The organism is Pseudoclavibacter endophyticus (genome assembly GCF_008831085.1).
Classification (GTDB): domain Bacteria; phylum Actinomycetota; class Actinomycetes; order Actinomycetales; family Microbacteriaceae; genus Pseudoclavibacter; species Pseudoclavibacter endophyticus.
The window spans coordinates 155496-181382 of sequence record NZ_WBJY01000001.1 but is presented as its reverse complement, the minus strand read 5'-3'; the positions used below and the strand labels follow the sequence as shown (position 1 = coordinate 181382).

The following is a 25887-nucleotide window of genomic DNA, read 5'->3' as shown; positions in this document are numbered from 1 at the left end:
GAGCTCACCCCGCGACGGCCCCCGCCTTGCGCGCCTCGGCGACCTGACGCATGAAGCGCATGACGTCATCGTCGACGAAGATGTCGCGCGGATGCAGCGGGCGGGTCAGGAACATGCCCTCGAGGGATCGGATGCGCGAGAGGGCGACGTAGGTCTGCCCGGGCGAGAAGGCCCGGGAGCCGAGGTCGACGATCGCCCGGTCGTAGGTCTTGCCCTGCGACTTGTGGATCGTGACCGCCCACGCGAGTCGCAGCGGGAACTGGGTGAACTCGCCGACGACTTCGCGCTTGAGCTCCTTCGTGGTGGGCGAGTACGAGTACTTCAGCTTCTCCCACACGATTGGCTCGACCTCGTGCTCTTCGCCATCGATCTCGATGTACACGGTGCGCTCGATGCGCGTGACCTCGCCGATCGATCCGTTGACCCAGCGCGAGTCGGGGTCGTTGCGCAGCAGCATGACCTGGGCGCCGACCTTGAGGTCGAGCTGCTCGTCGGCAGGGTACTGCCCGCCGGGGAAATCGCCCGAGATCTCGGCCTTCGCCGTCATCGAATTGCCGGGCAGCCGGTCGAGGCTCTGGGCGTTGATGCGGTTGACGGCGTCGTTCCGCGTCGCGAGCGTCACAATGCCGTCGGTCGGCGCCTCGCGGGCGCCCACCCCGTTGAGTCGCGCGGCCATGTCGGCCGTCACCTGCCCGTAGCGCACGGCCGTGAGGATGCTGCGGAACTCGTCCTCGTGCTGGCGGTGGATCTCGCGCAGGGTGTGGATGCGCAGCTCGGTCTCGAGCCAGACACGCGCGTCGAAGAACCACAGCGAGCGGTAGTGATCGCGGAAGTAGGCGCGCTCGTCCGGGTCACGGGGCGGCACGGGCGACAGCTGGAACGGGTCGCCGAACAGCACGAGCTGCACGCCGCCGAACGGCTCCGACGTGCGGGCCCGCGCCTGCCGCAGCGACCGGTCGATCGCGTCCATCAGATCGGCCGACACCATCGAGACCTCGTCGATCACGAGCGTGTCGATCGTATTGAGGAGCTTCCGCACGTCACCGGATTGCTCGATCGGCGAGGAACCGATGACCCCGATGGGGAGTTTGAACAGCGAGTGGATCGTCTGGCCGCCGACGTTGAGCGCCGCGACGCCCGTGGGGGCCGCGATGACGAGCTGCTTCGACGTGTGCCATGCGAGGTGGTTGAGCAGCGTCGACTTGCCCGTCCCGGCGCGCCCGGTCACGAAGAGGTGATCGCGCGAGTGCTCGATCGCGTCGAACACGGCCTGCTGCTCGGGGGTCAGGGTCACGGTCACGGTTTCGCCTCCTCCCGGTCGGTCTGCGGGCGGGCGCTCCCGTCGGCATCCAGCTCCGCGAGCGCCCGCAGCTTCGCGTTGTACGCCTCGAGCTCGGCGTCGCCGTCGCGCGCCACGCGCCGGTCGCGCCGCCGCTGCTCCCGCTTGTCGTCGCGCATCCACCACACCGTCACGAGCAGGGCGAGAATCACGGTCGGAAGCTCGCCGATGCCCCACGCAATCGCCCCGCCGAGCTGCTGGTCGCCGATGGCGTCGAGCCCCCACGTGCGGCCTGTCGCCCCGAACCAGTCGGCCACGAGCAGGCCCGTTCCCGACATCACGCTGATGCCGAAGAACGCGTGGAAGGTCATGACGAGCACGAGCACGATGAGCCGCATGGGGTAGGGGGCGCGGTGCAGGCCCGGCTCGTCGCCGATGAGCGACGCCACGAAGAGGTACCCGACGACGAGGAAGTCGGCGATCATCCACATGTGTCCGACGTGGTCGGTGACCGCCCACCGGAAGAGGGGGGTGTAGTAGAAGATCAGCAGCGACCCGCCGAACATGACGGCGGCCACGATGGGGTGCGAGAAGAACTTCGCCCAGCGCGAGTGCACGAACGCGAGCACCCACTCGCGCGTGCCCATCGACCCGTCGCGGCGCGGCTCGACGGCGCGCAGGAGCAGCGTGATGGGCGAGGCCACCACGAGAAAGATCGGGATGATCATCGAGAGCACCATGTGCTCGGTCATGTGGAAGCTGAACAAGAATTGCCCGTACACGAACAGCGGACCGTTGACGAGGTAGAGCAGCACGGCGACCGCGATCATGAACGAGACGGTTCGCAGCACGGGCCACGCGTCGCCGCGGCGGCGCAGCCGCCACACTCCCGCCGCGTAGAAGAACGCGCCGAGCAGCGCCAGCAGGGTCCAGATCGGCTCGAGCGACCACTCGGTCAGCAGGCGCCAGGGCTCGAACTCGGGCGGCAGGGGAACGCCCGCGAGGATTTCGGCGGGCGTCGGTGCTCCCAGCTCGCCGGCGGGTGTGTCGGGCACGACGGATGGCGTACGCCCCAGTGCCGCGGCAAGCCCTGCAGCGACGCCCATGAGCGCGAGCTCGAGCGCGATCAACCACGCCAGGGGCGCGCGACCGACGCCCCGGCGCATGCGGCCGATGAGCCAGCGGCGCTGTGCCGCGCCGAAGGCCCCGAGGCCGGTCAGCGCGGCCGCCTTGAGCAGCACGATGAGCCCGTAGGGGGTGGCGAGGCCCGCGAGCGACCCGACGTTTACGATCGACGCGACGATGCCGGACGCCGCGACGACGACGAACGACAGCAGCGCGAGCGTCGAGTAGCGCTCGAGCAGGGCGAGCCGGCGCACGCCGCCGAGCTTCGGCGCGAGGATCGCGATCACGACGAGCCCGCCGAGCCACACGGCAGCCCCCGTGAGGTGCAGGGTCATTCCCCCGACGGCCAACTCGTGGTTGGCAGCGCCCGCCACGTGCCCTTGCGCCGCCAGCGGCCAGAGGGCGAGCAGTGAGATGGCCGTCATGATCGCGACGCCCCACGGGCCGCGGACGGCGAAGACCGCGAGCGACAGCGCGAGCACCATCGCCAGCTGCATGACCGTGAGCGTGCCGATCTCGAGCTGCGTGAAGAAGAAGACGAGCTGGTCGCCGAACGCGGCGTCGAACGACAGCGGGATGTTGGAGATCTGCAGGAACGTGAACAGCGCCGCGCCGAGGCCCGTGGCCAGCCACGCGGAGGCGCCGCCCTGCGCGATCGTCATGGTGCGCTCGAACTCGGGCTCGTCGCGGCTCACACCCCACATCGCCATCGCGAGCGCGCCGATCGTGACGGCCGCCGACACGTTGAAGAGCAGCTTGAGGACCGGCAGGCCCCACATCACGACGGGGCCCGGATCCGAGACCGCAAGCGGCGTCGCGCCGCCCCCGAGGCCGAGCCCGACGACGAGCGCGATGAGCGCCGCCGTGATGAACGCGGCGGGCGCGAGCGCGACGCGGCGCACGTCGGCCTCGCTCCAGCGGGCGACGCGCGCCGGCGAGGTGCGGGATGCCCGCTGGGCGCGGCCGGGTTTCGTCGCCTTCACGGCGTCGGAGCGGGAGTCGGACATGTCGGCACAAGCCTACGCGGGAGCCGCGCCCGGCACCGGTTGGGAGGCCGGTCCCGTGGAAAACTCTGGCGAGGCCGATGCGCCCAGATTCGCGAGCATCCGTGTGCTCTGTCATGGCACCCTCGCCGAGCGGCCCGCGCGCTGCTAGCGTCGCCCGCAAGCGCAGCGACGCGCACCACTCAATCGAGGAGGGCCCATGAGCGACACGTCACCACCATCAGCACCGTCACCGTCGGGCCGGAGTGCTTCGACCCTGCCACGCGAGTCCTGGACCGGCCAGGTCGGGTTCATCCTCGCCGCGATCGGCTCGGCGGTCGGCCTCGGCAACATCTGGCGGTTCCCCGGTGTCGCGTACGAGAACGGCGGCGGGGCGTTCCTGATCCCCTACCTCGTCGCCCTGCTCACCGCGGGCATCCCCATCCTCTTCCTCGACTACGCGATCGGCCACCGGTTTCGCGGGTCCGCGCCCGCCGCGTTCCGCCGCCTCGGCGGACGGTTCGGGCGGTGGGCCGAGAGCATCGGCTGGTTCCAGGTCGCGATCTGCTTCGTCATCGCGACCTACTACACCGCCATCATCGCGTGGGCGCTCAGCTACTTCGTCTTCTCGATCGACCTGCGGTGGGGCGACGACCCGGTCGGGTTCCTCACGGGCGAGTACCTCCAGGTCGGCGAGCCCGGCCTCAGCTTCGAGTTCGTGCCCGGCGTGCTCATCCCGCTCGTGATCGTCTGGCTCGTGGCGATCGCCGTGCTGGCGGGCGGCGTCGCGAAGGGGATCGAGCGCGTGAACGTCATCGCGATCCCCCTGCTCGTCGTCGGCTTCCTCGCCCTCGTTATTCGCGCGCTGTTCCTCGACGGCGCGAGCACGGGGCTCGATGCACTCTTCACGCCGCACTGGGAGGCGCTGGCCGACCCCGGCGTCTGGGTGGCTGCCTACAGCCAGATCTTCTTCTCGCTGTCGATCGCGTTCGGCATCATGCTCACCTACTCGTCCTACCGGAGGCGGCGCTCCAACCTCACGGGCCCTGGCCTCGTCATCGCGTTCGCGAACTCGTCGTTCGAAGTGCTCGCCGGCATCGGCGTGTTCGCCACCCTCGGGTTCTTCGCATTCCAGCAGGGGATCGGATTCGATCAGCTCGAGAACTTGACGGGGGTGGGGCTGTCGTTCATGACCTTCCCCGCGATCGTGTCGCAGATGCCGGGCGGGCCCGTGTTCGGGATGCTGTTCTTCGGCGCCCTCGCCATCGCCGGCTTCACCTCGCTGATCTCGATCCTGCAGGTGGTCTCGGCGGCGGTGCAGGAGAAGGCGAGCATCTCGCCGCGCGCCGCAGCCCTCTGGGTCGGCGGCGTGTGCGCCGTGATCTCGGTGCTGCTCTTCTCGACGGCGACCGGGCTGCTGGCGCTCGACGTCATCGACAGCTGGACCAACAACGTCGGTGTCGTGCTCTCGGCAATCGTCGTCTCGATCGTGGTGCTGTGGGTATACCGGCGCGGCCGCGAGCTCACGTACCACCTCAACGCGCTCTCGACCTTCAAAGTTGGGCGCACCTGGTTCGTCTTCGTCGCCGTCGTCGCGCCCGTCGTGCTCTCGTACATGCTCGTCGCGCGGGTCATCGAGCTGATCGTTGAGGGATACGCCGACATGCCCGGCTGGTACTTGGGCGTGTTCGGGTGGGGCACCTTCCTGTTCCTCGTGGTCGCCGCCTTGATCGGGACACTCATCAAATGGCGCCGGAGCCCGGACGACTTCACCCCGTGGCCGCCGCTGACGGCCGAGCTCGCAGGACGAACGGAGACCCGCTCATGACCGCAATCGCCATCGCCATGCTCGTTGTCGCGCTCATCATCCTGTGGGGCGGCCTCGTCGCGAGCATCGTGTACCTGCAGCGTCGCCCGGAGATCGCCTCCTACCCCGCCGGCGGGGACGACGATGCGCGCGTGGCCGACGCACCGTCGCCCCGCGATACCTGACGCGCGAGAGCAAACGCCGAGGGCGGGCACTCCGGGTTGGAGTGTCCGCCCTCGGCGTCTCACCGCGTCGGCCGCGCTGTCCGGCTGCTTCGACCGTGCGCGCGCGACGCGGCCGTCGGTTACTTGACGGCGGCCTTCAGCTTCGAGCCGGCCGACAGCTTGACGCCCTTTGAGGCCGGGATCTGGATCGTCTCGCCGGTCTGCGGGTTGCGGCCCGTGCGCGCCGCCCGCTCGGTCTGCTCGACCGAGAGCCAGCCGGGAATCGAGACCTTGGTGCCGGCGGCGGCGTTCTTCGCGAACTCGGCGAAGAGGCTGTCGATGACGGCGCTCACGGTTGCCTGGCTCTGGTTGGTGTCGGCGGCGATCGCGGCGACCAGTTCGGTCTTGTTCACAGTCTTGTCTGCCATGGGTCCTCCTCGGACGTCATTCCGCACGGGGCGGCTCGGTGGGCAATTCGTGGTGCGACCGATGCCGGAACGTCGGCGCGCGGTCGTCAACATACCCCTCTGTGCCGCCAAGATGCGCGACATTCCGCGGAACACGCCGCATTCGCAGCCGATTTGCCGCTGATTTCTCCGCGCAGATGAGGCCGGTGCCACCCCGTGTCGCAATCGGCGCACCGTCCGCGCGATTCCGGGGATGTCGCCGGCGATCACTCGTCGAGGGACCCGTGGCCGCCGCGACGTCGGCGATCGCCCGTCGCGGACCTTCCTTGTCCGCAATAGGCGCGAGACTCGTCGCACCCTACGAGAGGACACATGATGAACGACCATTCCCCACTGCGGGGTCTCTGCACGATCAGTCTCTGGGCCGACGACGTTGCCGCGGCGGCCACCTGGTACACCGAATTCCTCGGCGTCGAGCCGTATTTCGTGCGACCGGAACCGCCACTGCCGGCGGCCTATGTCGAGTTCCGGATCGGCGACTCGGCCGACGAGCTCGGAATCATCTCCAGCGACTACCGGCCGGGGCCGGCGCCTCGGGCGCCTGGCGGTGTCGTCGCGTACTGGCACGTCGACGACGTCGCGGCCACGCTCGACGACGCGATCGCACGCGGCGCAACCCCACACCAGCCCCTCACCCCGCGCGAGGCCGGGTTCGTCACGGCCTCGTTCGTCGATCCGTTCGGCAATGTCGTCGGCATCATGCACAACCCGCATTACCGTGAGCAACTCGCTCGGTAAACGCGGAACGCGGGCCCCGCAATCGGGGCCCGCGTTCGGTGCGAGCGGTACGTGACCGGTCGGCCGCTGCTACCAGCTCGACTTCGTGATGCCGGGCAGCTCGCCGCGGTGCGCCATGTCGCGGAAGCGCACGCGCGAGATACCGAAGCTGCTGAGGTAGCCACGGGGGCGACCGTCGATGCTGTCGCGGCCGCGCACGCGCACGGGCGAGGCATCGCGGGGCAGCTTCTGCAGGCCGACTCGGGCCTCTTCACGGCTCTCTTCGGTGCCGTTGGGGTCGACCAGCTGCTTCTTGAGCTGGGCACGGCGTTCGGCGTAGCGCTCGACAATGACCTTGCGCTGTTCGTTCTTGGCGATCTTGCTCTTCTTGGCCATCGGCTAACGCTCCTCTCGGAATTCGACGTGCTTGCGGACTACCGGGTCGTACTTCTTCAGCACGAGGCGGTCCGGCGTGTTTCGGCGGTTCTTCTTCGTGACGTACGTGAAACCCGTGCCCGCGGTGGAGCGGAGCTTGATGATCGGACGGACATCCTGACCCTTTTTCGCCATTAGAGCTTGACCCCCTTCGCGAGCAGGTCCGTGATGACCGCGTCAATGCCGCGGGCGTCGATGACCTTGATGCCCTTGGCGCTCAGCGTCAGGGTGACCTTGCGCTTGAGCGACGGCACGTAGTACGTCTTCTTCTGGATGTTCGGGTCGAACCGGCGCTTCGTGCGGCGGTGCGAGTGCGAAACGTTGTGACCGAAGCCGGGAACGGCGCCGGTCACCTGGCACACTGCGGCCATGGCTTCCTCCATCGATACCGCGGCCAGGTCGTTTCGACCGGGCCGCCCAAGATCTCTTGTCTGCACACGACCGCATCGGGCGGTCGTGCGCGGCGTAAGCGGAGGGGAGCCCCGACAGACACCAAGGATCTACTCTAGGCGCCGCGGCGGCGTTCGGCAAGGGTGGGTCGCGCATCGCTACGCTTGAACGCATGAGATGCACGTCATCGGGTCCGTTTCGCGGGCTCGCCACCGGCATCGCGATCGCTGGCGCTCTGGCCTTGGCCGGATGCTCCGGTGGCGGAGGCGGTGCCGTTGCGCCCGCGAGCGCCACACCCGACACGGGCATCGCCGCGATTGACGCCGTGCAGTCGGCCATCGGCGGCACGTGGAGCGGCATCGTCGAACTGCCCCACACGGCGTGCGTCGTCGGGGACGAGCCCAAGCCGGGGGACGGCATGCAGAGCGTGAGGTCGACCTCGTCGCCCGCCGCGCGTTCCGAGGATGACGCGCTGCGGGCCGCGGAACTCGCCGCGGAGGCCCTCAGCGGGATCGGGGCGACGACGGGCGACGTGTCGCAGGCGGACGACATCGCCACGGTGTCGGCCGTCGACGAATACGCGTCGTCGATGACCGTGACCGTCACGACCGAACAGGCCTACATCGAGTACCGGAGCACGTGCAGCGGCGGCAACGAGACGACGTAGGGGGCCGGGCGGGCGTGCAGATATCCGCGCACGCGCCGTTCATCTACCCGAGCGTCGCGCCCGGCAGTCGGGGCAGGTGCCGAAGATGTCGATGATGTGCCGCGGCTCGCTGTACCCGTGCTCGGCCGCCACCGACGCCGCCCACTGCTCGACCGGCTCGCCCTCGATCTCTTCAGCCCTGCCGCACTCGCGGCAGATGAGGTGGTGGTGGTGCGATTCCATGTCGCAGGCGCGGTACACGGCCTCACCGTCGGTCGACATGAGGGTGTCGGCCTGCTCCTCGTCGGCGAGTGACGCGAGGGCGCGGTAGACCGTGGCGAGACCGATCTTGGTGCCGCGCTCGGCGAGCTGCTGGTGCAGCGCCTGCGCGCTCACGAACGCATCAGCATCGATCAGCGCGTCGCGAACCGCCTCGCGCTGCCACGTGTTGCGACGCGCGGGCTTCACGGCCACCCGGCCGTGACTCTGCTGGCCCGCCGGGTCGGCAGCGCCCTCTCGCGCATCGCCGTCACCACTGAGCGACCGATCGATCATCGCGCTGTCACCTCCACGGGCGGCGCCGGGATCGCGCTCACCCTGCCACGTGCACCTCCAGATGATGCCACGCTGCGACTGCGAATCGTACGAATGGCGAGTGAGATCAGGAACACGAGCGTTGCAGCGATCGCGATGGCACCACCGGCCGCGAAGCCGAGGTATCGCGAGATGACCAGGCCGCCGACGGCCGCGACGGCGCCGAGCAGGCAGGCGATCACGAGCATGCGCCCGACCCGCTTGGTGAGCAGCCGGGCGGACGCGGCGGGTGCCGCGATCATGGCGATCGCGAGGATCGAACCGATGGCCGGCATGACGGCGACGACGGTGAGCGTGATGAGCCCGAGCGCCACGACGTCGGCCGACGACTCGCGGTGGCCGCTCGCGACGAAACCGCGGCGGTCGAAGGTCGAGAACAGCAGCTCCTTGCCGTACGCGACGTAGGCGAGGACCGTCACACCTAGCACGACGGCGATGATGACCACGTTCGATACCGGGATGGCGAGGATGTGACCGGCGAGGAACGAGTCGACCTTCACCGGGAGCCACGGGTTGAGCGACAGCAACAGCATGCCGAGCGCGTAGCCGAGGCTGAGCACGACCCCGGCGGCGACCTGCGAGCCCTGCCGGTGGATGCGCGAGAGCCACACCATGAGTGCCATGAGCGCGAGACCCATGACCCCGGCGCCGAGCACGACGTTGACCCCGAGGATGGCCGCGAGCACGCCGCCCGGGAACGTGGCGTGTGTGAGCGCGACCGTGAAGAAGGCGCGGCGCCGAAGTACGACAAGCACGCCGACGAGGCCGCACAGCACGCCGATCAGCACGCCGCAGACCATGGCGGTCGTGAAGTAGTCCATCGTCACACCGCCTCCCGCAGCGGGCCGACGGCGTCGTCGCGAACCGGCTCGACGTTGTGCGGGTCCCGACGCGCGTCGAGATCGCGGCTCCCCCGTGCCCGGCGGACGCGCATGGCCGTCTTCGCGACCACGACGGCGAGCAGGTACATCGCGACGAACACGAGCACGATCACCGACGTCGGGGACGACGTCAGGCCGAGCGTCAGCGAGAGCTCGAACGCCAGCAACAGCCCGATGACCGAGCCGACGAGCGAGACCGCGAGGGCGACGAGGACGATCACGGAAACGCGCCGCGAAAGCAGGCGACCGACGGCGGCCGGAATGATGAGGATCGCCAGCACCATGAGGTTGCCGACGGCGCGGGCGGCAGCCACCACGACGAGCGCGATGGCGAGGTTGAGCGCGAGTTCGTAGAGCAGGGTCCGGTAGCCGGACGCCCGGGCGCCCCGAAGGTCGAACGACAGGAACAGCTGCTCCTTCCACGTCCCCAGCACGAGGACGAGCGCGAGGCCGCCGAGCACGCCGATGGCCACGAGATCCGCCGCGTGAACCGTCAGCGGTTGGCCGAAGAGCAGGTGCTCGAGGCCTGTCGTGTAGGTCGTGGTGCGCGAGACGATCACGATGCCGATGGCGAACGTGCCGGCCAGGACCACGGCGGTCGTCGCATCCGTGCCCGCCCCTCGCCGTGCAGCCCAGGTGAGCGCGCCGGTCGCGATGAGCGACGCGATGACCGCGCCGACGTAGACGCCGTCCATGCCGTTCACGACGAAGCCGATGACGACGCCGGGGAACACGGCGTGCACGAGCCCGTCGCTGATGAACTCGAGACCTCGCAGGTTGAGTTGCACGCCCACGATCGAGCTCACGACCGCCAGCATGATGAGCGCGAGCAGCGCGTGCTGCATGAACGGCAGGTCGAGGGGGTTCACCGCACGGGCTCCGAGCTCCGGCTGGGGTCGCCGCTCGCCTCCGGCTCGACCTCGCGGGGCGGCACTGACGCGACGTCGTGACCGGGTCGGGGAACGCCGCGGAACCCGGTGTCGTGATAGTGCCGGTGACCGACGTTGAAGTGGCCGTGGCTCTCGTCGTCTGCGGTCGCGTGGCCAAACGTGCGGTCGAGCACCTCTGGCGTCATGGTCGATTCCACCGGCCCGGCGGCGATCAGGCAGCGGTTGAGCAGGAGCACGTGCGAGCACGCCGCGCTCGCGATCTCGAAGTCGTGCGTCGAAACGATGATGCCCACCCCGCTCTCGCGCAGGTCCCGCATGAGGCCGAGCACGGCCGCCCGGTTGTGCCGATCGAGGCCGTTGAAGGGCTCGTCGAGCAGCACGAGACGAGGGTTGGCTACGAGCGCGCGCGCGAGCACGCCACGCTGCTGCTGCCCGCCCGACAGGGAGCCGAAATGATGGTCGGCGAGGTCCGTGAGACCGACGCGGGCGAGCGCGGCCTCGACGGCATCGCGATCCGTTCGGCGGGGGAACCGGAACATGCCGATGCCGCGGTAGCGGCCCATCATGACGACCTGTCGCAGCGTGACCGGGAACTCGGGGTCGAGCTCGTCAGTCTGCGGCATGTAGCCGATGCTGCGCGCGGCACGGCGTGGCTCGGCGCCCAGCACGTCGAGCCGCCCGCCGATCACCGGCACGAGGCCGAGCAGGCCCTTCAGCAGCGTCGACTTGCCGGCACCGTTCGGGCCGATGAGTGCGTGCGCCTCCCCCGGCCGGATGCGCATGGTCACGTGCTCGAGCGCCGGCGTGTGCCGGTCGTATGCGAAAGTTGCGTCGTCGATCACCACGAGCGGCGCCGGGGCGCCTCCCGTGGTTAGTCCGTCGTCGCGGCGCTCAGCGGTTTCGGTCATGCGCCCTGAAGCTCCGTCGGCAGTTCGCTGGCGGCCGCGCCCCACGAGTCGAGGATCTGGACCGTGTTGTGCACGGTCGCGCCGATGTAGGTCGCGGCGTCGGTGCCGGGCTCGCCGAGCGAGTCGGTCAGCAGCGCCTCATCGCCCGAGTACACCTTGACGCCGGTCTCGGTCGCGATGCGCTCAGCCGTTGCGGGCGAGAGCTGCGACTCGCTGAACACGGCAGGGACCCCCGACGCCGTGATCGCGGTGATGAGCGTGTCGAGCTCGGCGGCGCTGGGCTCGGCGTTGTCGTCCCAGCTCGGCATGATCGATCCGATGACCGTGATGCGGTAGCCGTCCGTGTAGTAGGTGAGGGCCTCGTGGTTCGTGACGAGGAGGCGGTCCTCCTCGGCGACCTGAGCGACGTTCTGCCCGATCCAGAGGTCGAGCTCCTCGAGTTGCGCCTGATAAGCCCCGGCGTTGGCCCGGTAGGCATCAGCGTTGTCGGGGTCGGCCTCGGCGAGCGCATCAGCGATGACGCCGACCATGAACGAGGCCCCGAGCGGCGCGGTCCACACGTGCGGGTCGGCACCACCGTGGTCGTGGCCGTCCGCCTCGTCACCGTGGTCGTGACCGTCCGCCTCGTCACCGTGGTCGTGACCGTCCGCCTCGTCACCGTGGTCGTGATCTGACTTCCCCGCGCCGCCGGTTGCCGCGGCATGGCCGGCGCCCTCTTGCAGCATGGCGGGATCGAAGCCGTCGCCCGCGTTCACCGTCGCCCCCGTGTAGCCGCCGGCCTCGAGCACCGGCGGAAGCCACGCCTCCTCGAGACCGAAACCGCTCGCGACCACGAGGTCGGCGCCTCCGACCGCGACGAGGTCCGCGGGGTCGGCCTCGAACGAATGCGCGCTTTCGCCAGGCAGGAGGAGCGAGCTGACGGTCGCGTCGGTGCCGTCGACGAGGCGCTCGACGAAGTCGGTGACCTGCGTCGTCGTCGTCACGATCGAAAGGCCGTCGCCACCAGCTTCTCCGGGCGATGCCGAGCATCCCGCCAGCGTGAGCGTCGCGGCCGCGGCAATGCCGAGGGTCGCGGTGAAGGTCGAGCGAAGCTTCACGATGTTCCTGTTCCACCGGGCCGATCAGCGCCTAGGCAATGCGGCGCCACGTGGCGCGATGGCTCGCGTGGGTGCGCCGGGCCCGGCCGACGCACCCAGCGAACGTACCCGAAATGAGAATCAACGTCAATTAGCGGGCTCCGCTCGCACTCTCGGCGCGGGCCGCGCGGCATCGCCGCGGTCCGCGCGGTCGCCGGCTACTCCACCGCGAGCGCCTGGATAGGCGTCACACGCGTCGCGCGGATCGCAGGGGCGAGCGCCGTGATCGCCGCCAGCAGCACGGCCGCGGCGGCGATGATCGCCACGAGCCACCACGGAACCACGAGCGGCACGAGCCCGCCCGTCTCGCCGACGAGCGCGCCGAGCGTCGACTGGGCGCCGGCCCAGCCGTACCCGATACCGAAGACCGCTCCGGCCCCGATCGCAACGATGCTCGTGATGACCGCCTCGAGCGCGATGGATGCTCGCACCTGCCCGCCGGTGGCGCCGACCGCGCGGAGTAGGCCGAGCTCGCGCTGCCGCTGCAGCACGCCGAGCGACAGGTTGGCGACCATGCCGGTCGCGCCGATGATGGCGCTCACGCCGACGAGCGCGACCGTGATCCACGTCAGCACGTCAAGCATCATGTTGGTCATCGCGATGAACGTGGGGTCGTTTCCCTCCCCGAGGCTCGCGGCGTAGTCGAGCGTGACGACGCGGGTGATGGCGATCGCCACGACGAACATGACGGTGAGCGTCACGCCCACGATCATGCCGATCGTGCCTCGCGTCGCCGCCCGCGGCGAGCGGACCGCGTTCGACGCGGCGAGCCGTGCGGCGACCCCGCCGCCCATCGCGCGACCGACGGCGCTGAGGAGGGCAGGGACGAACATCCGGGCGCCGATCACGATGCCGCTGAACGACGCGACGCCGCCGAAGAACGCGATCGGCAAGCCGAACGGCGAGACCGCGCCGATGGCGCTACCGCCCACGAGCAGCAGGCCCCCGCCCGCGAGCGCCACGATCGTGACTACGCGCTGGGCGATGGGCGTGCGGCTGAGGTCGAGGGGCGCCTCGACGCTCTGCGAGAGCGCCTGCACCGGGGAGACGCGGCCGACGGGACGCGTGCCGACCCAGGCGGCGATCGCGACCGTCGCGATGACGATGAACGCGGGCACGATCGTCCGCCCCGAGAACAGCACGTAGTCCATTGGCGGCAGGTCGCCCACAGCGACGAGCCGGTCGATCACGATCGCATAGGCGGCCGTGCCGGCCACGAGGCCGACGATGGTGCCCACGACGCCCGCGACCACCCCCTCGAGCGCGAGCTTGCCGCGCAACGACCTCGCGGTCGCGCCGAGCAGGCGGTACTGGGCGATCTGTCGCACCCGCCCCGCGACGATGGTCGAGAAACTGTTCACGGTGACCACCGCGGCCGAGTACGCGCCGAGCGCGAGGAAGACCAGCGCCGTGATGAAGACGATCAGGCCGGACATGCCGCCGTCGGCGGGGACGAGATCGCTCATCAACTGCGAGCCCTGCACGAGCGCGACCCCGTAGACGGCGATGATGAACGCGACGACCGTCGTGACGATGTGGTCGCGCCAGCGACCCCGGCCGGCACTGCCCCTGCCGGTACGTTTCGCGGTCGCCACGGCGACGGGTCGTTGCTCGGTCACCGCTGCGCCGGCGCTCACTGCACCGCTCCCTCGGCCTCGAGCATGACCTCGGAGATCTCGCGGGCGCTGAGGCCGCGCGCGACGCGGGTGATGCGGCCGTCCTCGAGGAAGACGGTGCGATCGGCGACCTCGGCGGCGAGGGGGTCGTGCGTGACCATGACGATCGTCTGGCCGGCCGTGGCGGCGGCGTCGCGCAAGAGGCGTAGCACCTCGGTGCCGCTGCGCCGGTCGAGGTTTCCCGTCGGTTCATCGGCGATCACGATGCGGGGGCGCGTGCCGAGCGCGCGTGCGATCGCGACGCGCTGCTGCTGGCCGCCCGACAGCTCATGCGGGCGGTGATCGAGGCGCTGGCCGAGGCCGAGGCGCTCGACGAGGCTCGTGACGTGGGCGAGCTCCTCGGCCGTTGGACGGCGCCCGTCGAGCCGGAACGGCAGCAGGATGTTGTCGTACGCCGACAGCGTCGGGATCAGATTGAAGGCCTGGAACACGAAGCCGATCTCTCGACGGCGGAGCGTGGTGAGGTCGCCGTCGCCGAGCCGGGAGATCTCGCGGTCGCCGACGTAGACCTCGCCCGCCGTCGGACGGTCGAGGCCCGCGAGGCAGTGCAGGAGGGTCGACTTGCCGGAACCGGACGGCCCCATGACGGCGGTGAACTCTCCGCGCGTCACATCGAGGTCGACGCCGCGAAGGGCCATGACCTCTGCCGCGCCGGGGCGGCCGTAGCGGCGGGCGAGGCCTCGGATACGAGCGGCGGCGGGAACCGCGCCGGTCTCTGGCAGCGCGTGCGGGTTGCCGTTGGAAACCATGGGTGTCGATGTCATACCTGCAGGCTAGAAACCGGTGTGCTCGAGGTCGTCTGCCGTGCGGGGTGCAGGGCTCTGCCGCGCGACGGATTCTGCACGGCGGATTCCGCGCGTGGGGTGCTCGCTCAGCCCGTGCGCGGTGGGAGGAGCCCGTGCTCGTAGCCGTACACGACGAGCTGGATGCGGTCGCGCAGGCCGAGCTTGTGGAGAATGTGGCTGATGTGCGTCTTGACGGTGCCGGCCGACACGTACGCGACCTCGCCGATCTCGGCGTTCGAAAGGCCCCGTGCCGCGAGCACGAAGATCTCGCGCTCGCGCTCGCTCAGCGTCTCCCAGGCCGGTGGCGGCTCGTGCCGCGCTCCGGGCGCGCGGTCGGCGGCGGCGCCGCGCCTCGCGCCCCCGCGAGCGCGCCCGTCACCCACTGATGCCCCGTGGTACTTCGCGATGAGCTCGGCCGTCGCGTTGGCGGCGAAGAGCTGGTTGCCGGCGTGCACGGTGCGGATCGCGCCGACGAGCAGCGACGGGTCGGTCGCCTTCAGCACGAATCCGCTTGCCCCAGCGGCGACCGACCTCGCGACCGCCTCATCGAGGTCGAAGGTGGTCAGCACGATGATCTTGGGCGCCGCTTCGCCGAACTCGGCGACGATGCGTGTCGTCGCCTCGATCCCGTCCATGCCTCCCATCCGTACGTCCATGAGCACGACGTCGGGGCTCGACTCGCGCACGAGGTCGAGCACACCCTCGCCCGATTCGGCCTCGCCGACGACCTCGAGGTCGGGCTCGGCGCCGATCACGAGCGCGGCGCCCCGCCGGAACAGGGCGTGGTCGTCGCAGAGGACGACTCGGATGCTCGCGTCGCTCATTCAGCGTCCTTTCGCCTCGTGTGGGTGACCGCGCCGACGCCGGCGCTCGTTGCGATGCCGACGCCAGTGCCGGTGGGCACGCCAGTGCCGGTGGGCACGACGACGTCGACCACGAACTCGCGATGCCCGTCGCGCTCGTCGTTGGGCCGGACGTCGATCGTGCCCGCCTCGAGCAGCACCCGCTCGCGGATGCCGATGAGCCCATGCCCGCCCGAGGGGATGGGCGAGGGGTCGGCCTCACCGAACCTCCCGGGCAGGCGATTGCGCACGGTCACCCGCAACGAGTCTCCGCGCCACGTCAGCTCCAGCCGGGCGCCCTTGGTGACATCGCCGTGGCGCAGCGCATTGGTCAAGCACTCGCTCACCACGCGGTACACGGCGAGCGACGCACCCGGCGTGAGCGGGCGCGGCTCGCCGCGGTCAACCCGGTCGACGCTCAGACCGAGCGATTCGACCCGGCTGATCACCGTGGGGAGTTCGGCGATGGTCGGCGCCGCCGTGTCGCTCTGCCCGTGGCGCAGTTCGGCGAGCAGGCGCCGCACATCGGCGACCGACTCCCGGGCGATGTCGCCGATGGTCGTGGCGAGGTCTTCCGCCTCGTCCGGGTCGCTTCGCACCGAGACGCGCGTGCCGTCGGCGAGCATGGCAATCGACACGAGGGAGTGGGCGAGCACGTCGTGCATCTCGCGTGCGACGCGACCGCGCTCGTGCTCGACGGCGACGCGCTCCCGCTCAGCCTCCGCCTGCACCTCGGCGATGCGCTGGGCGACGCTCGCGCGCTGCGCGCGGAGCACGAGGTAACGGGCGAATCCGAGCAGCCACGCGCACATGAGCACGACGAGCATGAACGCGAAGATGAACGCGATCCCGATGACGATCGAAGGGTTGTCGATCTCGACCAGCAGGCCGAGCTGCACGATCGAGATGTGCGTCGCCGCCACGAGCGCCCCGGCGATGGCGGCCCCGAACGAGACGCGCCGCATCCGTCTGGAGCCGAAGGCCGCACACGCGTAGAGCACGAGCAACTGGCCGAGGTTGACGGCTCCGGCGATCCCGCCGGTCGCCATCTGCACGATGGCGCCGAGGCTCACCGCGATGAGGGCGAGCGGTGGCGAGGCGCGGCGCAGCGCGACCCCGCCCGCTGTGAGGATGATGACGACGAAGACCGCGACGACGTGGCTGCCGACCGGCGTCGCAGCGCTCCAGCCGGTCGCGAAGAGGGCGACGCCGACGGCGAGTGCGACGTCGAACGCCCACTCGGTCGCCCGCAATCGCTGGAACATGCGAGCCACCATACGCGGCGGGCGATCTCCCGGGCGGCTACTCCGCGAGGGCCGGGGCAGCACGTCCCGTGGACGCCGAGGGCGCGGCGGGCGCCGCAATCGGCGCCTCGAACCGTTGCTGCGCGAGCATCCGGGCCGCGCGCTCCGTGCTGACCCCGTCGTGCCGTGCGAGCTCGAACACCTCGGAGAGCGTCGTGCCGATGCCCTCCACGTGGGCAGCGACCTCGTCGGGGCTCCAGCCGAGCACCTCACGACCCACCAGGTGGATGCCCCCGCCGCCGTTCGCGACGAAATCGGGGGCGAACACGATACGCCTGCGCGCGAGCGCGTCGGCGGTGCTCGGCGCATCGAGCACGTTGTTCGCGGCGCCCGCGATGACTCGCGCCGGAAGCTCCGCGGCGACGCCCGCGGTGATGACGCCGCCCGTCGCGCACGGGGCGAACACGTCGCACGGGGTCGCGAGCACGGCATCGCCCTCGATGATCTCGGCCCCGAGCTCGCGGCGCGCCCGCTCACACCGCGCCGCGTCGAGATCGGTGGCGATGACGCGGGCCCCGTCGGCCGCGACGCGCGCCGCGAGGTCGTAGCCGACAGCGCCGAGCCCCTGCACGAGCACCCGGCGGCCTTCGAGGTCGTCGAACCCGGCCTCGCGGATCGCGGCGTGGATCGCCACATGCACGCCGTGCGCGGTCTCGGGCGCGCTCGACCCCGGCCCTCCGGCCGCCTCGGTGCGACCGAACGCGAAACCGCCGCTCCGCTCGTGGAGCACGTCCATGTCGGCGGCCGAGGTCCCGACGTCGGGGCCGGTCCAGTACTGGCCCGCGAGGGTCGCGAGATTCTCGGCGTGCACCTCGAGGATGCGCCGCCACGTCGCCTCCGAGAGCTCGTTCCGAGGCGCCGGCAGGGCGATGACCGACTTGCCGCCGCCCATCGGCAGCCCGGCGATCGCCATCTTCAGGGTCATCGCGCCAGCGAGCCTGGTCGCGTCACGGAGCGCCTCGTCGAACCCCGCATACCGCATCGCGCGTGTGCCGCCCGCGGCGGGGCCGAGCGCTCGCGAGTGGATGGCGATGCTGAAGAACGCCCCGGTCTCGTGGTCGAAGCCGACGCAGCCGACCTGGCCCTCCCACTCGCTGATGACCTGTTCGATGCTCACCGCAACAATCCCTCCGACCGACCTTGTCCTGGAGGCATCTTGACGCCGCCGGAACGGGCCCGTCCATCGCCCCGGGAATTTCGGGACGACGCTGCGGATATCGCCGTCCGGCACGGCCATTCGTCTGTCGCGGCGCGGCGGAACGGGGCAGAACGACCGGAGCGAGGGTGCCGCCCCGGGTCAGTCGAGCAGCAGGGCTGGCTCCTCGATGATCGTCGCGACGTCGGCGAGAAAGCGCGAGGCGACGTCACCATCGACGAGCCGGTGGTCGAACGAGGCGGTGAGCGTCGTGACCCGACGCACCTGCACCTCGTCGTCGACGACCCACGGCTTCGGCTTGATCGTGCCGAGGGCGAGGATGCCGACCTCGCCCGGGTTGAGGATGGGCGTTCCCGAGTCCATGCCGAACACGCCGATGTTGGTGATGGTGAACGTGCCGCCCTGCTGCTCGGCCGGTGGCGTCTTGCCGTCCCGAGCGCGGAGGGTGAGCTGCTCGATGGCCTGCGCGAGCTGGTGCAGGGACATGCCGTGCGCATCCTTGATGTTCGGCACGATGAGGCCGCGCGGCGTCGCCGCGGCGATGCCGAGGTTCACGAAGTGCTTGACCGTGTACTCCTCGTCGGTCCACGCCGCGTTCGTCGTCGGATTCCGGCGGATCGCCCACATGACCGCCTTGGCGACGATGAGGAGCGGTGACACCTTCACGCCCGCGAAGTCCGGTGACGTCTTGAGCCGCTTCACGAACTCCATGGTTCGCGTCGCGTCGACATCGACGAACAGCGTCACGTGCGGTGCCGTGAACATCGACGTCGACATGGCGTTGGCGATCGCCTTGCGCACACCCTTCACGGCGTGGCGCTCCTCGCGTACGTCGCCCCAGGCGGGCGTTTCGAGGTTCTTGAACAGGCTCGCCTGCTGGGCGTGGCGAATCACGTCGTCGCGGGTGATCTCGCCGACGAGCCCGGTCGGCTCGACCGTCTGCAGATCGACCTCGAGGTCGCGGGCGAGCTTGCGGATCGGCGGTTTCGCGATGATCGGTGTGGCGGATGCTGCCGGCACGCTGGTCAGTCGCTTCGGTCCTGCGCTCGCCGGCTCGGTCGCGGTCGCGGCGGCCTGCTCCGCCAGCGCCGACTTCGCCGCCTGTGCGCCGGCGTTCTGTGCAGCACCGTCGGCACCTGCGGGGCCCTGCCCGGGGGCTCGCCGGGCGCCACGCCGGCCGCGACGCGAGGAGGGGGCATCGCCGAGACCGTAGCCGACGAGCACGCTCCCGGATGATTCGCCCTCGTGCTGGATCGTCGACGCCGTGTCGGCCCTCGCCTCTTCGAACTCGCGATCGGCCTCCGCGGCGCTGACCTGCTCTCCAGCATCCGCCCCGCGGCCGTCGGCTGCGATCGACACGGTGAGGATGACGCTGCCAACGTCGACCGTGGTGCCCTCGCTCACGAGAACCTCGCTGACGGTCCCCTCGAAGGGGCTCGGCAGCTCCACGAGCGATTTCGCCGTCTCGATCTCGACGAGTGTCTGATTGAGTTCGATCCGGTCTCCGGGGCGGACGTGCCACTGCACGATCTCCGCCTCGGTGAGGCCCTCTCCGACGTCGGGCAGTTCGAAGTTCGTGGTGCTCATGTGTGCTCCTCAGTACTCGGCTGCTAGTACTCGAGCGCGCGGTCGACGGCTTCGAGGATCCGGTCGGGGTCGGGGAGGTAGTGCGACTCGACCTTCGACGGCGGGAACGGGGTGTTGTAGCCGGTGACGCGCAGCACTGGCGCCTCGAGCGAGTAGAACGCACGCTCGGCGATCGTCGCGGCCACCTCGCTCGCGACGGACACGTTCCCCGGCGCCTCCTGCGCCACCACGAGGCGGCCGGTCTTGCGGACCGACTCGAGCACGGGCCCGTAGTCGATCGGCGAGATCGAACGGAGATCGACGATTTCGAGGCTCGTTCCCTCGGTCTCGGCGAGCGCGGCGGTCTGCAGCAGCACGGTGGTCATGCCGCCCCAGCCGACGACCGTGACGTCCGTTCCCGTGCGCGCGACCCGCGAGGCGTGGAGCGGCGCCGCCGGTTCATCAAGGTGGACCTCACCCTTGTGCCAGTAGCGGCTCTTGGGCTCGAAGAACAGCAGCGGGTCGTTCTGCGCGACGGCCTGACGGATCATCCAGTAGGCGTCGTTCGGGGTCGACGGGGCGACGACGCGGAGGCCCGGGGTGTGGGCGAAATAGGCCTCCGGGCTCTCTTCGTGGTGCTCGATCGAGCCGATGTGGCCGCCGTACGGCACCCGGATCACGACGGGCACCGGCTGGCGGCCCTCGTGGCGTCGCGTGACTCGCGACAGCTGCGTCGTGATCTGGTCGAAGGCGGGGAAGATGAATCCATCGAACTGGATCTCGCACACGGAGCGGTAGCCGCGATACGCGAGGCCGATCGCCGTGCCGATGATGCCCGACTCGGCGAGTGGGGTGTCGCGTACGCGATCGCTGCCGAAATCGCGCTGCAAATGCTCGGTAACGCGGAACACGCCGCCGAGAGGTCCGATGTCCTCGCCCATGACGAGCACCTTCGGGTCGTCTTCGAGCGCGTGTCGCAGGCCGAGGTTGATGGCCCGGCCGAACGGCAGCGTGACCGTTCCGGTCCGCTCCTTTTTGGCCTCCGGCCGGTTCGACTCCGCCGATTGCGTCGCGCCCGAGACGTCGGTGGTCGTCGCCCCGGTCGGCTGCTGTTCGATCGCGGTCACTGCGCGGCCTCCTCGGTGAACGATGCCTCGTAGCGGTCGGCCCAGGCCCGCTCCTCGTCGACGAGCGGGTGGGGCTCGCTGTAGATGTGCTCGAAGATGACGGTGCGCGGCGGCGATTGAAGCGCGAGGGTGCCGTCGCGGATCTCGAGGGCGTACGCCTTGGCGGCCTGCTCGACGGCATCGAAGAAGTCGTCTCCGGTGCCCTGGGCTCGCAGGTAGCGCTCGAGTCGGTCGATCGGGTCGCGCTGCCTCCAGTACGCCTCTTCCTCGCTCGTGCGGTATTTGGTCGGGTCGTCTGCCGTCGTGTGCGCCCCCATGCGGTAGGTCATCGCTTCGATGAAGGCGGGGCCGCCGCCCTGTCTGATGCGCTCGAGGTGCGTCCGTGAGGCGGCGTACGCGGCCATGACATCGTTCCCATCGATGCGCACCGACGGCATGCCGAATCCGGCCGCCCGGTGCGCGAAGGGCGTGCGTGACTGCACCGAGCTCGGCACCGAGATGGCCCATTGGTTGTTCTGCAGGAAGAACAGCACCGGCGCACGGTTGCTGGCCGCGAACACGAGCGCCTCGTTGGTGTCGCCCTGGCTCGTCGCGCCGTCGCCGAAGTACACCACGGTGGCCTCGTCGCGCTCGGGGTCGCCCGTGTTGGTGGCGCCGTCGAACTGCTGGCCCATGGCGTAGCCGGTGGCCTGCAACGTCTGCGAGCCGATGACGAAGGTGTAAAGACGGAACCCGGTCTCTTCCGGATCCCATCCGCCCTGCGTCTCGCCGCGCATGACCGAGAGCACGCGGGTGAGGTCGATGCCTCGCACGAGGCCGACACCGTGTTCGCGGTACGAGGGGAACACGGCATCCTGCGGCCGCATGGCGTAGGCCGAGCCGATCTGCGCGGCCTCTTGCCCCTCGAGCGGGGCGTACAGGGCGAGATGACCCTGCCGCTGGAGGTTGGTGGCCTCGTTGTCGAAGGCCCGAACGAGTCGCATGTCGCGGTACGCGGCCCGGTAGTCGTCGAGCGTCAGCTCGTCGAGTGCCGGGAGGTACGTGCGGGCGGCATCATTCGGCCTGACCTCGCCGTCCGGGGTCAGGATCTGCACGGTCTGGTCGTCCAGCACATCGAATCGCATCGACTGGTCGTCCAACGTCACGGGCGGGGCCCTCCTTCACATCGCGCCTCAGCGCGCCTCGTCAGTGTAAGTCGTGCCGGTGATCGGGACGGGTGGGAACCGGTCGGCGGCACCGCCGCACTCAGGCGTACTCGGGCAGGCCGCTCTGGTCGCGGCGCAGGTAGGGGTAGCGGTCGATGACGGCCGCGGTGGCGGTGAGGATGCGCACGACCGAGGCGTCGTCGCCGATCGTGACACGGATGCCGACGCTCTCGTAGGGGCGGGCGATGATCCCGTGCTCGCGCAGGATGCTGTCGGCCTCGGCCGTTCGCTCGCGCGTGGCGAGCCAGACGAAGTTCGCCTGCGAGTCGGGAATGTCCCATCCCTGGTCGCGGAGCGCGCGCGAGAGTTCATTGCGGCGGACGGTGACCTCGGTCACGCGCCTCGCGGCCTCGTCGCTCGCCTCGAGTGCGGCGAGCGCGGCAGCTTCGGCCTGGCCCGTGGTGCTGAGGGGGATCGTGGCCGACCGGATGCCGCGGATGACCTGGGCGTCGCCGATCAGGTAGCCGACCCGAAGGCCCGCGAGGCCCCACGCCTTCGAGAACGTGCGCGCCATGATCATGTTCCGGTACGTGCCGAGCAGCTTCGACGCATCCGCCGCGCCGCGGTCGGTGACGAACTCGACATAGGCCTCGTCGACGAGCACGAGCAGGTCGTCGCGCACCCGATCGAGGAACGCCACAAGATCGTCGTGGGCGATGACGGGACCTGTCGGGTTGTTGGGCGTGCAGAGGATGACGAGGCGAGTCCGGTCGGTGATCGCCTCGGCCATCGCGTCGAGGTCGTGGGTCGCGTCGGGGCGCAGCGGGACCTGCACGCTCGTCGCGCCCGTGACGGTGACCATGCCCGGATAGGCCTCGAAGCTGTTCCAGGCGTAGACGATCTCGTCGCCGGGGCCGGCCGCGGCGAGCGCTGCGGCGTACAGGAGTGCGACCGACCCCGCACCGACGAGGACCTGGTCTGCGGCAACGTCGAATCGGGTCGCGAGCGCACCCCTCAGTCGAGCGGCGGTCGCATCGGGGTATCGGTTCAGCGCGTCGGCGGCGCGCACAGCGGCGAGCACCGAGGGCAGCGGGGCGAACGGCAATTCGTTCGACGAGAGCTTGACGTCGTTCGGCCCGGCGGGTTTCCCCTGCTGGTAGGCGGCCTGCGCCAGGATCGCGGGGCGCAGCACGACTGGGGTTTCGGTCATTGCCTCATCTTACGGGCGCGCGCGGACACGGCCACGCGCGCGGCCCCCTCGGCGACGGGGCCCGTCCGAGCGGCATCGGCGACTTCCGCGCGTCGTCCAGCGGTGATTCACTCATCGCCGAGATGATGTGCGCATGCGCTTTCTGTTGAGCATCGTGGTCAATGCTGTCGCCCTGTGGCTGACGACGCTGATTCTCGGCGGTGTTCGCGTCGAGCCGTACGCCGACACCGTCGTCGCGCTCGTGGTGACGTACGTACTCCTCGGCGTCATCTGGGGTGTTGTGAACGCCACGATCGGTTCGTTGATCCGTCTTGTCGGCTTCTGCTTCTACGTCATCACGCTCGGGCTCATCGCGCTCGTCGTGAACGGATTCTTGTTCTGGATCGTCGCCTGGGTGAGCGAGCTGATGGGCTTCGGACTCGCCGTCGACAACTTCTGGTGGGCGATCGGCGCCGCTATCGTCATGTCGATCCTCACGGCGATCCTCGGCGGCATCGCGAAACGCCTGACCGACCGCCGTTCGAGTGCGGACCGATCCTCCAAGGAACGGTAAGCCCGGCCGTCCGATCGGCGGTACCGTCCCGACATCGGCGCCATCCCGACACCGACGCCGTCTCGATATCGACGCCGTCCGCGCGGCGCGCTCTGCGCCACGCGTGCGGACGATGATCTAGGCCCGCCCGCCCCCGGCGATGCCGTCGCCGGTGCTCGTGACGGCCTCGACGAGACCGTCGCCGTACTGGTCGACAGTGTCGTTCACGCCCTCGACCGCCCACGGCACGGTTCCCGCGACGGGTGGGGCATCGGCTCGCTCGACCGTGATGAGCTGGGTGGTCTCGGCCTCGTACCCCTCGAAGATCGCGGCGAGTTCGGCGTGTGCCGCCTGCACCTGCGGATCTGTCGACGTCGCCAGCGCGTCGGCGCTCGCCTGATATGCGGAGAGCGAGTGGTTGCCCATCGGGCCCTGGTGGGCGGGCTCGGCGGGGTCGAGCACCGGATCGGTCGTCACGACGACGGCGCCGTCATGATCGCCCGGCCGCGGGCCTTGCAGGCCGACGATGGGGTCGGCGCCGTGCTCGACTTCGACCACGGTGAGCCCGTCGGGTACGCCGATCGGGCGAGCCGGGGTACCGATCGTCGAGAGGAACTCGACGTTGTACAGGCCGGAAGCGGCGATCGCCTGCGCCACCATGGCGCCCTGCGAGTAACCGGCCAGGACGACGGTGGCTCCTTCGGGCACCCCCGCCGCCTGAATGGCGGCGAGTGCCGCCGCGACGGATTCCGCGTCACTGCCCGCGTAGGTGCCGACGTTGCCCTGGTTGTCGAGCGGCTGCCCGTCGGTGCCGAACCCCTGGTTGGATGTGCCGGTGATGGCGATCTCGTGGATCTTCTCCCCCGCACGGTTCCCGTGGGTCGTCACCGAGACCTGCGCTTCGCCGTCGCTCGAGGGCGGGATGCCCGAGACCAGCGACCCGATGGTCGGCGGCGTCGTGACACCGGGGGACGGCCCGACCCGGAAGCCTGGCGCGGGGTCGGCGCGGTTGGCGTGCGTCGTCACGTGATCGATCACCGAGTACGTTCCTGGCCGCAGGACACCGAGCTGCACGGCGACCGCATAGGCGATTGCGGCGACGCCGACCGCACCGTTCACGTCGATGAGGGGCTGCAACGCGGGCGGGATGGCGGCGAACGGCAGGCGGCCGGCCGTGCCGACCACGAAACGGATCACGTCTTGCCAGTTGACCTCGTCGACGAGCTCGTCGAGCAGGCTGGGCGCGTGCTGCCCGTGCGTCCCGTAGACGAACCACGCGAGCCCCTGGGTCAGCGAGATGCCGGCCGCGGCCCAGGCGACGAACAGGATCGTCAGAGATTGCCCGGCCGGCGTCAACAGGAGGAACGCGAGCGCCTGCGCGGCGAGCCACGTTGCCATGGCCTCGGCGGCTTCGGCCGCCGCCTCGACGGCAGCCTGGGCGGCGGCCTCGGCCGTCTCGTAGAGCGCGACGGCGGCGCGGAACTGGCCCGCGAGCATCCTGAACTGCGTCGCGTACAGGGTCAGACCCGGCACGATGAGCGCCACTGCGACCGAGCCGGCGGTGATGTCGGGAAGCGAGATGTGGAGCGCTGACTCGGCGGGCAGCCAGGTCACGCCCGCCATGAGCCGCAGCTGTTCGTCGAGCTCGTCGGCGACGACCTCGAGGTGCGCCGCGACGACGAGGATCGCGTCGGTGTCGACCTGCACGCTCACGCCGTCGCCTGAAGCTTCATCGAGGCGCTGCGGTATTGGCTGAGCGCCGCACTCACGCCGTCGACGAGCACCGCCCGCGCGAACTCCGAGCCTTCTGCGATGAGCTCGACGCCGACGGCCGCCGGGCCGCGCCATTCCACCGAGCGCGTTGCGGCCATGCCGGCCGGTGCGTCGGCGGAAAGCACGCGCAGGAGGTCGTCGAGGCGCAGCAGGCACGCCTCCACCTGCATCCGCAGCACGACGTGCTGATCGGCGAACGGCCCCCCAGCATGAACGGAACCGGTTGCCGGTGGCGCGTCGTTCACGGGGTGGCCCCTCTCGTCATCGCACCACCGAAGTGGGCTCGTTGCTGTGCGACGCCATGGTGCACCGTGCGATGCCGTGCGGCTCGGCAGCGGGCAATCGCCTG

General features: G+C 70.1%; 27 protein-coding genes. 5 read left to right on the top strand and 22 right to left on the bottom strand.

Annotation, left to right across the window (positions count from 1 at the left end):
- Positions 1–4 precede the first annotated feature (4 nt).
- Both F8O04_RS00825 and F8O04_RS00820 read right to left on the bottom strand, forming a co-directional pair.
- Positions 5–1300, bottom strand: a complete 1296-nt coding sequence (locus F8O04_RS00825) for an ATP-dependent DNA helicase (protein WP_158027435.1) — start codon at positions 1298–1300, stop codon at positions 5–7.
- Positions 1297–3411, bottom strand: a complete 2115-nt coding sequence (locus F8O04_RS00820; RefSeq protein ID WP_158027434.1) for a cytochrome c oxidase assembly protein — start codon at positions 3409–3411, stop codon at positions 1297–1299. The genes F8O04_RS00825 and F8O04_RS00820 overlap by 4 nt, the downstream gene beginning before the upstream one ends.
- A 196-nt stretch (positions 3412–3607) precedes the next feature.
- On the opposite strand from F8O04_RS00820, the gene F8O04_RS00815 reads away from it, so the two are divergent.
- Together F8O04_RS00815 and F8O04_RS00810 are read left to right on the top strand one after the other, a co-directional pair.
- Positions 3608–5215, top strand: a complete 1608-nt coding sequence (locus F8O04_RS00815; protein ID WP_158027433.1) for a sodium-dependent transporter — start codon at positions 3608–3610, stop codon at positions 5213–5215.
- Positions 5212–5379: a methionine/alanine import family NSS transporter small subunit gene (locus F8O04_RS00810; protein WP_158027432.1), complete on the top strand. Its 168-nt coding sequence runs from the start codon at positions 5212–5214 to the stop codon at positions 5377–5379. The genes F8O04_RS00815 and F8O04_RS00810 overlap by 4 nt, the downstream gene beginning before the upstream one ends.
- Positions 5380–5498: 119 nt before the next feature.
- Here F8O04_RS00810 and F8O04_RS00805 read toward each other — a convergent pair whose 3' ends face one another.
- Entirely contained in the window at positions 5499–5786 is a 288-nt protein-coding gene (locus F8O04_RS00805) for an HU family DNA-binding protein (RefSeq protein ID WP_158027431.1), read from the bottom strand.
- Positions 5787–6140: 354 nt separating this feature from the next.
- On the opposite strand from F8O04_RS00805, the gene F8O04_RS00800 reads away from it, so the two are divergent.
- Positions 6141–6563: a VOC family protein gene (locus F8O04_RS00800; protein ID WP_158027430.1), complete on the top strand. Its 423-nt coding sequence runs from the start codon at positions 6141–6143 to the stop codon at positions 6561–6563.
- 69 nt (positions 6564–6632) lie between these two features.
- On the opposite strand, the gene rpsN is transcribed toward F8O04_RS00800, so the two are convergent.
- Genes rpsN through rpmB form a run of 3 tightly spaced genes read right to left on the bottom strand, consistent with a single transcriptional unit; the run spans position 6633 to position 7348 of the window.
- Positions 6633–6938, bottom strand: coding sequence for a 30S ribosomal protein S14 (rpsN, locus tag F8O04_RS00795; protein WP_158027429.1), 306 nt, complete (start codon positions 6936–6938; stop codon positions 6633–6635).
- Between the two features lie 3 nt (positions 6939–6941).
- On the bottom strand, positions 6942–7112 hold the full coding sequence (rpmG, locus tag F8O04_RS00790) for a 50S ribosomal protein L33 (RefSeq protein WP_158027428.1): 171 nt from the start codon (positions 7110–7112) through the stop codon (positions 6942–6944).
- A complete protein-coding gene (gene rpmB / locus F8O04_RS00785; RefSeq protein ID WP_158027427.1) occupies positions 7112–7348 on the bottom strand; it encodes a 50S ribosomal protein L28 in 237 nt (78 codons plus the stop codon). Before rpmB ends, rpmG begins: the two co-directional genes overlap by 1 nt.
- A 191-nt stretch (positions 7349–7539) precedes the next feature.
- Between rpmB and F8O04_RS00780 the strand changes: the two genes are divergently transcribed.
- Positions 7540–8034 (top strand): hypothetical protein, encoded by a 495-nt coding sequence (locus F8O04_RS00780; protein ID WP_158027426.1) that lies wholly within the window; start codon positions 7540–7542, stop codon positions 8032–8034.
- Between the two features lie 39 nt (positions 8035–8073).
- On the opposite strand, the gene F8O04_RS00775 is transcribed toward F8O04_RS00780, so the two are convergent.
- From F8O04_RS00775 to F8O04_RS00710, 14 genes are all read right to left on the bottom strand, one after another.
- Entirely contained in the window at positions 8074–8568 is a 495-nt protein-coding gene (locus F8O04_RS00775) for a Fur family transcriptional regulator (protein WP_158027425.1), read from the bottom strand.
- Complete coding sequence (locus tag F8O04_RS00770) at positions 8565–9428, bottom strand: metal ABC transporter permease (protein WP_225734964.1); 864 nt, start codon at positions 9426–9428, stop codon at positions 8565–8567. Before F8O04_RS00770 ends, F8O04_RS00775 begins: the two co-directional genes overlap by 4 nt.
- Before the next feature lie 2 nt (positions 9429–9430).
- Complete coding sequence (locus F8O04_RS00765) at positions 9431–10357, bottom strand: metal ABC transporter permease (protein ID WP_158027423.1); 927 nt, start codon at positions 10355–10357, stop codon at positions 9431–9433.
- A complete protein-coding gene (locus tag F8O04_RS00760) occupies positions 10354–11286 on the bottom strand; it encodes a metal ABC transporter ATP-binding protein (protein WP_158027422.1) in 933 nt (310 codons plus the stop codon). Before F8O04_RS00760 ends, F8O04_RS00765 begins: the two co-directional genes overlap by 4 nt.
- Complete coding sequence (locus F8O04_RS00755; RefSeq protein WP_225734786.1) at positions 11283–12383, bottom strand: metal ABC transporter substrate-binding protein; 1101 nt, start codon at positions 12381–12383, stop codon at positions 11283–11285. Before F8O04_RS00755 ends, F8O04_RS00760 begins: the two co-directional genes overlap by 4 nt.
- Before the next feature lie 197 nt (positions 12384–12580).
- Positions 12581–14059 (bottom strand): ABC transporter permease, encoded by a 1479-nt coding sequence (locus F8O04_RS00750; RefSeq protein ID WP_158027420.1) that lies wholly within the window; start codon positions 14057–14059, stop codon positions 12581–12583.
- A complete protein-coding gene (locus F8O04_RS00745) occupies positions 14056–14847 on the bottom strand; it encodes an ABC transporter ATP-binding protein (RefSeq protein ID WP_158029022.1) in 792 nt (263 codons plus the stop codon). Before F8O04_RS00745 ends, F8O04_RS00750 begins: the two co-directional genes overlap by 4 nt.
- 122 nt (positions 14848–14969) lie before the next feature.
- Positions 14970–15707 (bottom strand): response regulator transcription factor, encoded by a 738-nt coding sequence (locus F8O04_RS00740; protein ID WP_158027419.1) that lies wholly within the window; start codon positions 15705–15707, stop codon positions 14970–14972.
- Complete coding sequence (locus F8O04_RS00735; RefSeq protein ID WP_188726353.1) at positions 15704–16990, bottom strand: sensor histidine kinase; 1287 nt, start codon at positions 16988–16990, stop codon at positions 15704–15706. The genes F8O04_RS00740 and F8O04_RS00735 overlap by 4 nt, the downstream gene beginning before the upstream one ends.
- Positions 16991–17027: 37 nt before the next feature.
- Complete coding sequence (locus tag F8O04_RS00730) at positions 17028–18146, bottom strand: Glu/Leu/Phe/Val family dehydrogenase (RefSeq protein WP_158027417.1); 1119 nt, start codon at positions 18144–18146, stop codon at positions 17028–17030.
- A 180-nt stretch (positions 18147–18326) separates the two neighbouring features.
- Positions 18327–19772, bottom strand: coding sequence for a dihydrolipoamide acetyltransferase family protein (locus F8O04_RS00725; RefSeq protein WP_158027416.1), 1446 nt, complete (start codon positions 19770–19772; stop codon positions 18327–18329).
- Between the two features lie 23 nt (positions 19773–19795).
- Positions 19796–20761, bottom strand: a complete 966-nt coding sequence (locus F8O04_RS00720; RefSeq protein ID WP_158029021.1) for an alpha-ketoacid dehydrogenase subunit beta — start codon at positions 20759–20761, stop codon at positions 19796–19798.
- A gap of 113 nt (positions 20762–20874) precedes the next feature.
- Positions 20875–22002, bottom strand: coding sequence for a thiamine pyrophosphate-dependent dehydrogenase E1 component subunit alpha (locus F8O04_RS00715; RefSeq protein ID WP_158029020.1), 1128 nt, complete (start codon positions 22000–22002; stop codon positions 20875–20877).
- 121 nt (positions 22003–22123) lie between these two features.
- A complete protein-coding gene (locus F8O04_RS00710; protein ID WP_158027415.1) occupies positions 22124–23233 on the bottom strand; it encodes a histidinol-phosphate transaminase in 1110 nt (369 codons plus the stop codon).
- A gap of 133 nt (positions 23234–23366) precedes the next feature.
- On the opposite strand from F8O04_RS00710, the gene F8O04_RS00705 reads away from it, so the two are divergent.
- Positions 23367–23786 carry a phage holin family protein gene (locus F8O04_RS00705; protein WP_158027414.1) on the top strand — a complete coding sequence of 140 codons (420 nt, stop codon included), beginning with the start codon at positions 23367–23369 and terminating at the stop codon, positions 23784–23786.
- Between the two features lie 117 nt (positions 23787–23903).
- On the opposite strand, the gene F8O04_RS00700 is transcribed toward F8O04_RS00705, so the two are convergent.
- Together F8O04_RS00700 and F8O04_RS00695 are read right to left on the bottom strand one after the other, a co-directional pair.
- Positions 23904–25478 (bottom strand): hypothetical protein, encoded by a 1575-nt coding sequence (locus tag F8O04_RS00700; RefSeq protein ID WP_158027413.1) that lies wholly within the window; start codon positions 25476–25478, stop codon positions 23904–23906.
- Positions 25475–25783 carry a hypothetical protein gene (locus F8O04_RS00695; protein WP_158027412.1) on the bottom strand — a complete coding sequence of 103 codons (309 nt, stop codon included), beginning with the start codon at positions 25781–25783 and terminating at the stop codon, positions 25475–25477. Before F8O04_RS00695 ends, F8O04_RS00700 begins: the two co-directional genes overlap by 4 nt.
- Positions 25784–25887: the final 104 nt, after the last annotated feature.

What these genes read in the sequence shown, in the direction of transcription:
- F8O04_RS00780 (WP_158027426.1), top strand. Translation starts at nt 7,540, where the DNA reads ATGAGATGCACGTCATCGGGTCCGTTTCGCGGGCTCGCCACCGGCATC.
- F8O04_RS00745 (WP_158029022.1), bottom strand. Translation starts at nt 14,847, where the DNA reads ATGGTTTCCAACGGCAACCCGCACGCGCTGCCAGAGACCGGCGCGGTT.
- rpsN (WP_158027429.1), bottom strand. Translation starts at nt 6,938, where the DNA reads ATGGCCAAGAAGAGCAAGATCGCCAAGAACGAACAGCGCAAGGTCATT.
- F8O04_RS00710 (WP_158027415.1), bottom strand. Translation starts at nt 23,233, where the DNA reads ATGACCGAAACCCCAGTCGTGCTGCGCCCCGCGATCCTGGCGCAGGCC.
- F8O04_RS00770 (WP_225734964.1), bottom strand. Translation starts at nt 9,428, where the DNA reads ATGGACTACTTCACGACCGCCATGGTCTGCGGCGTGCTGATCGGCGTG.
- F8O04_RS00810 (WP_158027432.1), top strand. Translation starts at nt 5,212, where the DNA reads ATGACCGCAATCGCCATCGCCATGCTCGTTGTCGCGCTCATCATCCTG.
- F8O04_RS00740 (WP_158027419.1), bottom strand. Translation starts at nt 15,707, where the DNA reads ATGAGCGACGCGAGCATCCGAGTCGTCCTCTGCGACGACCACGCCCTG.
- rpmB (WP_158027427.1), bottom strand. Translation starts at nt 7,348, where the DNA reads ATGGCCGCAGTGTGCCAGGTGACCGGCGCCGTTCCCGGCTTCGGTCAC.
- F8O04_RS00725 (WP_158027416.1), bottom strand. Translation starts at nt 19,772, where the DNA reads ATGAGCACCACGAACTTCGAACTGCCCGACGTCGGAGAGGGCCTCACC.
- F8O04_RS00820 (WP_158027434.1), bottom strand. Translation starts at nt 3,411, where the DNA reads ATGTCCGACTCCCGCTCCGACGCCGTGAAGGCGACGAAACCCGGCCGC.
- F8O04_RS00735 (WP_188726353.1), bottom strand. Translation starts at nt 16,990, where the DNA reads ATGTTCCAGCGATTGCGGGCGACCGAGTGGGCGTTCGACGTCGCACTC.
- rpmG (WP_158027428.1), bottom strand. Translation starts at nt 7,112, where the DNA reads ATGGCGAAAAAGGGTCAGGATGTCCGTCCGATCATCAAGCTCCGCTCC.
- F8O04_RS00815 (WP_158027433.1), top strand. Translation starts at nt 3,608, where the DNA reads ATGAGCGACACGTCACCACCATCAGCACCGTCACCGTCGGGCCGGAGT.
- F8O04_RS00760 (WP_158027422.1), bottom strand. Translation starts at nt 11,286, where the DNA reads ATGACCGAAACCGCTGAGCGCCGCGACGACGGACTAACCACGGGAGGC.
- F8O04_RS00805 (WP_158027431.1), bottom strand. Translation starts at nt 5,786, where the DNA reads ATGGCAGACAAGACTGTGAACAAGACCGAACTGGTCGCCGCGATCGCC.
- F8O04_RS00705 (WP_158027414.1), top strand. Translation starts at nt 23,367, where the DNA reads ATGCGCTTTCTGTTGAGCATCGTGGTCAATGCTGTCGCCCTGTGGCTG.
- F8O04_RS00775 (WP_158027425.1), bottom strand. Translation starts at nt 8,568, where the DNA reads ATGATCGATCGGTCGCTCAGTGGTGACGGCGATGCGCGAGAGGGCGCT.
- F8O04_RS00800 (WP_158027430.1), top strand. Translation starts at nt 6,141, where the DNA reads ATGAACGACCATTCCCCACTGCGGGGTCTCTGCACGATCAGTCTCTGG.
- F8O04_RS00715 (WP_158029020.1), bottom strand. Translation starts at nt 22,002, where the DNA reads ATGCGATTCGATGTGCTGGACGACCAGACCGTGCAGATCCTGACCCCG.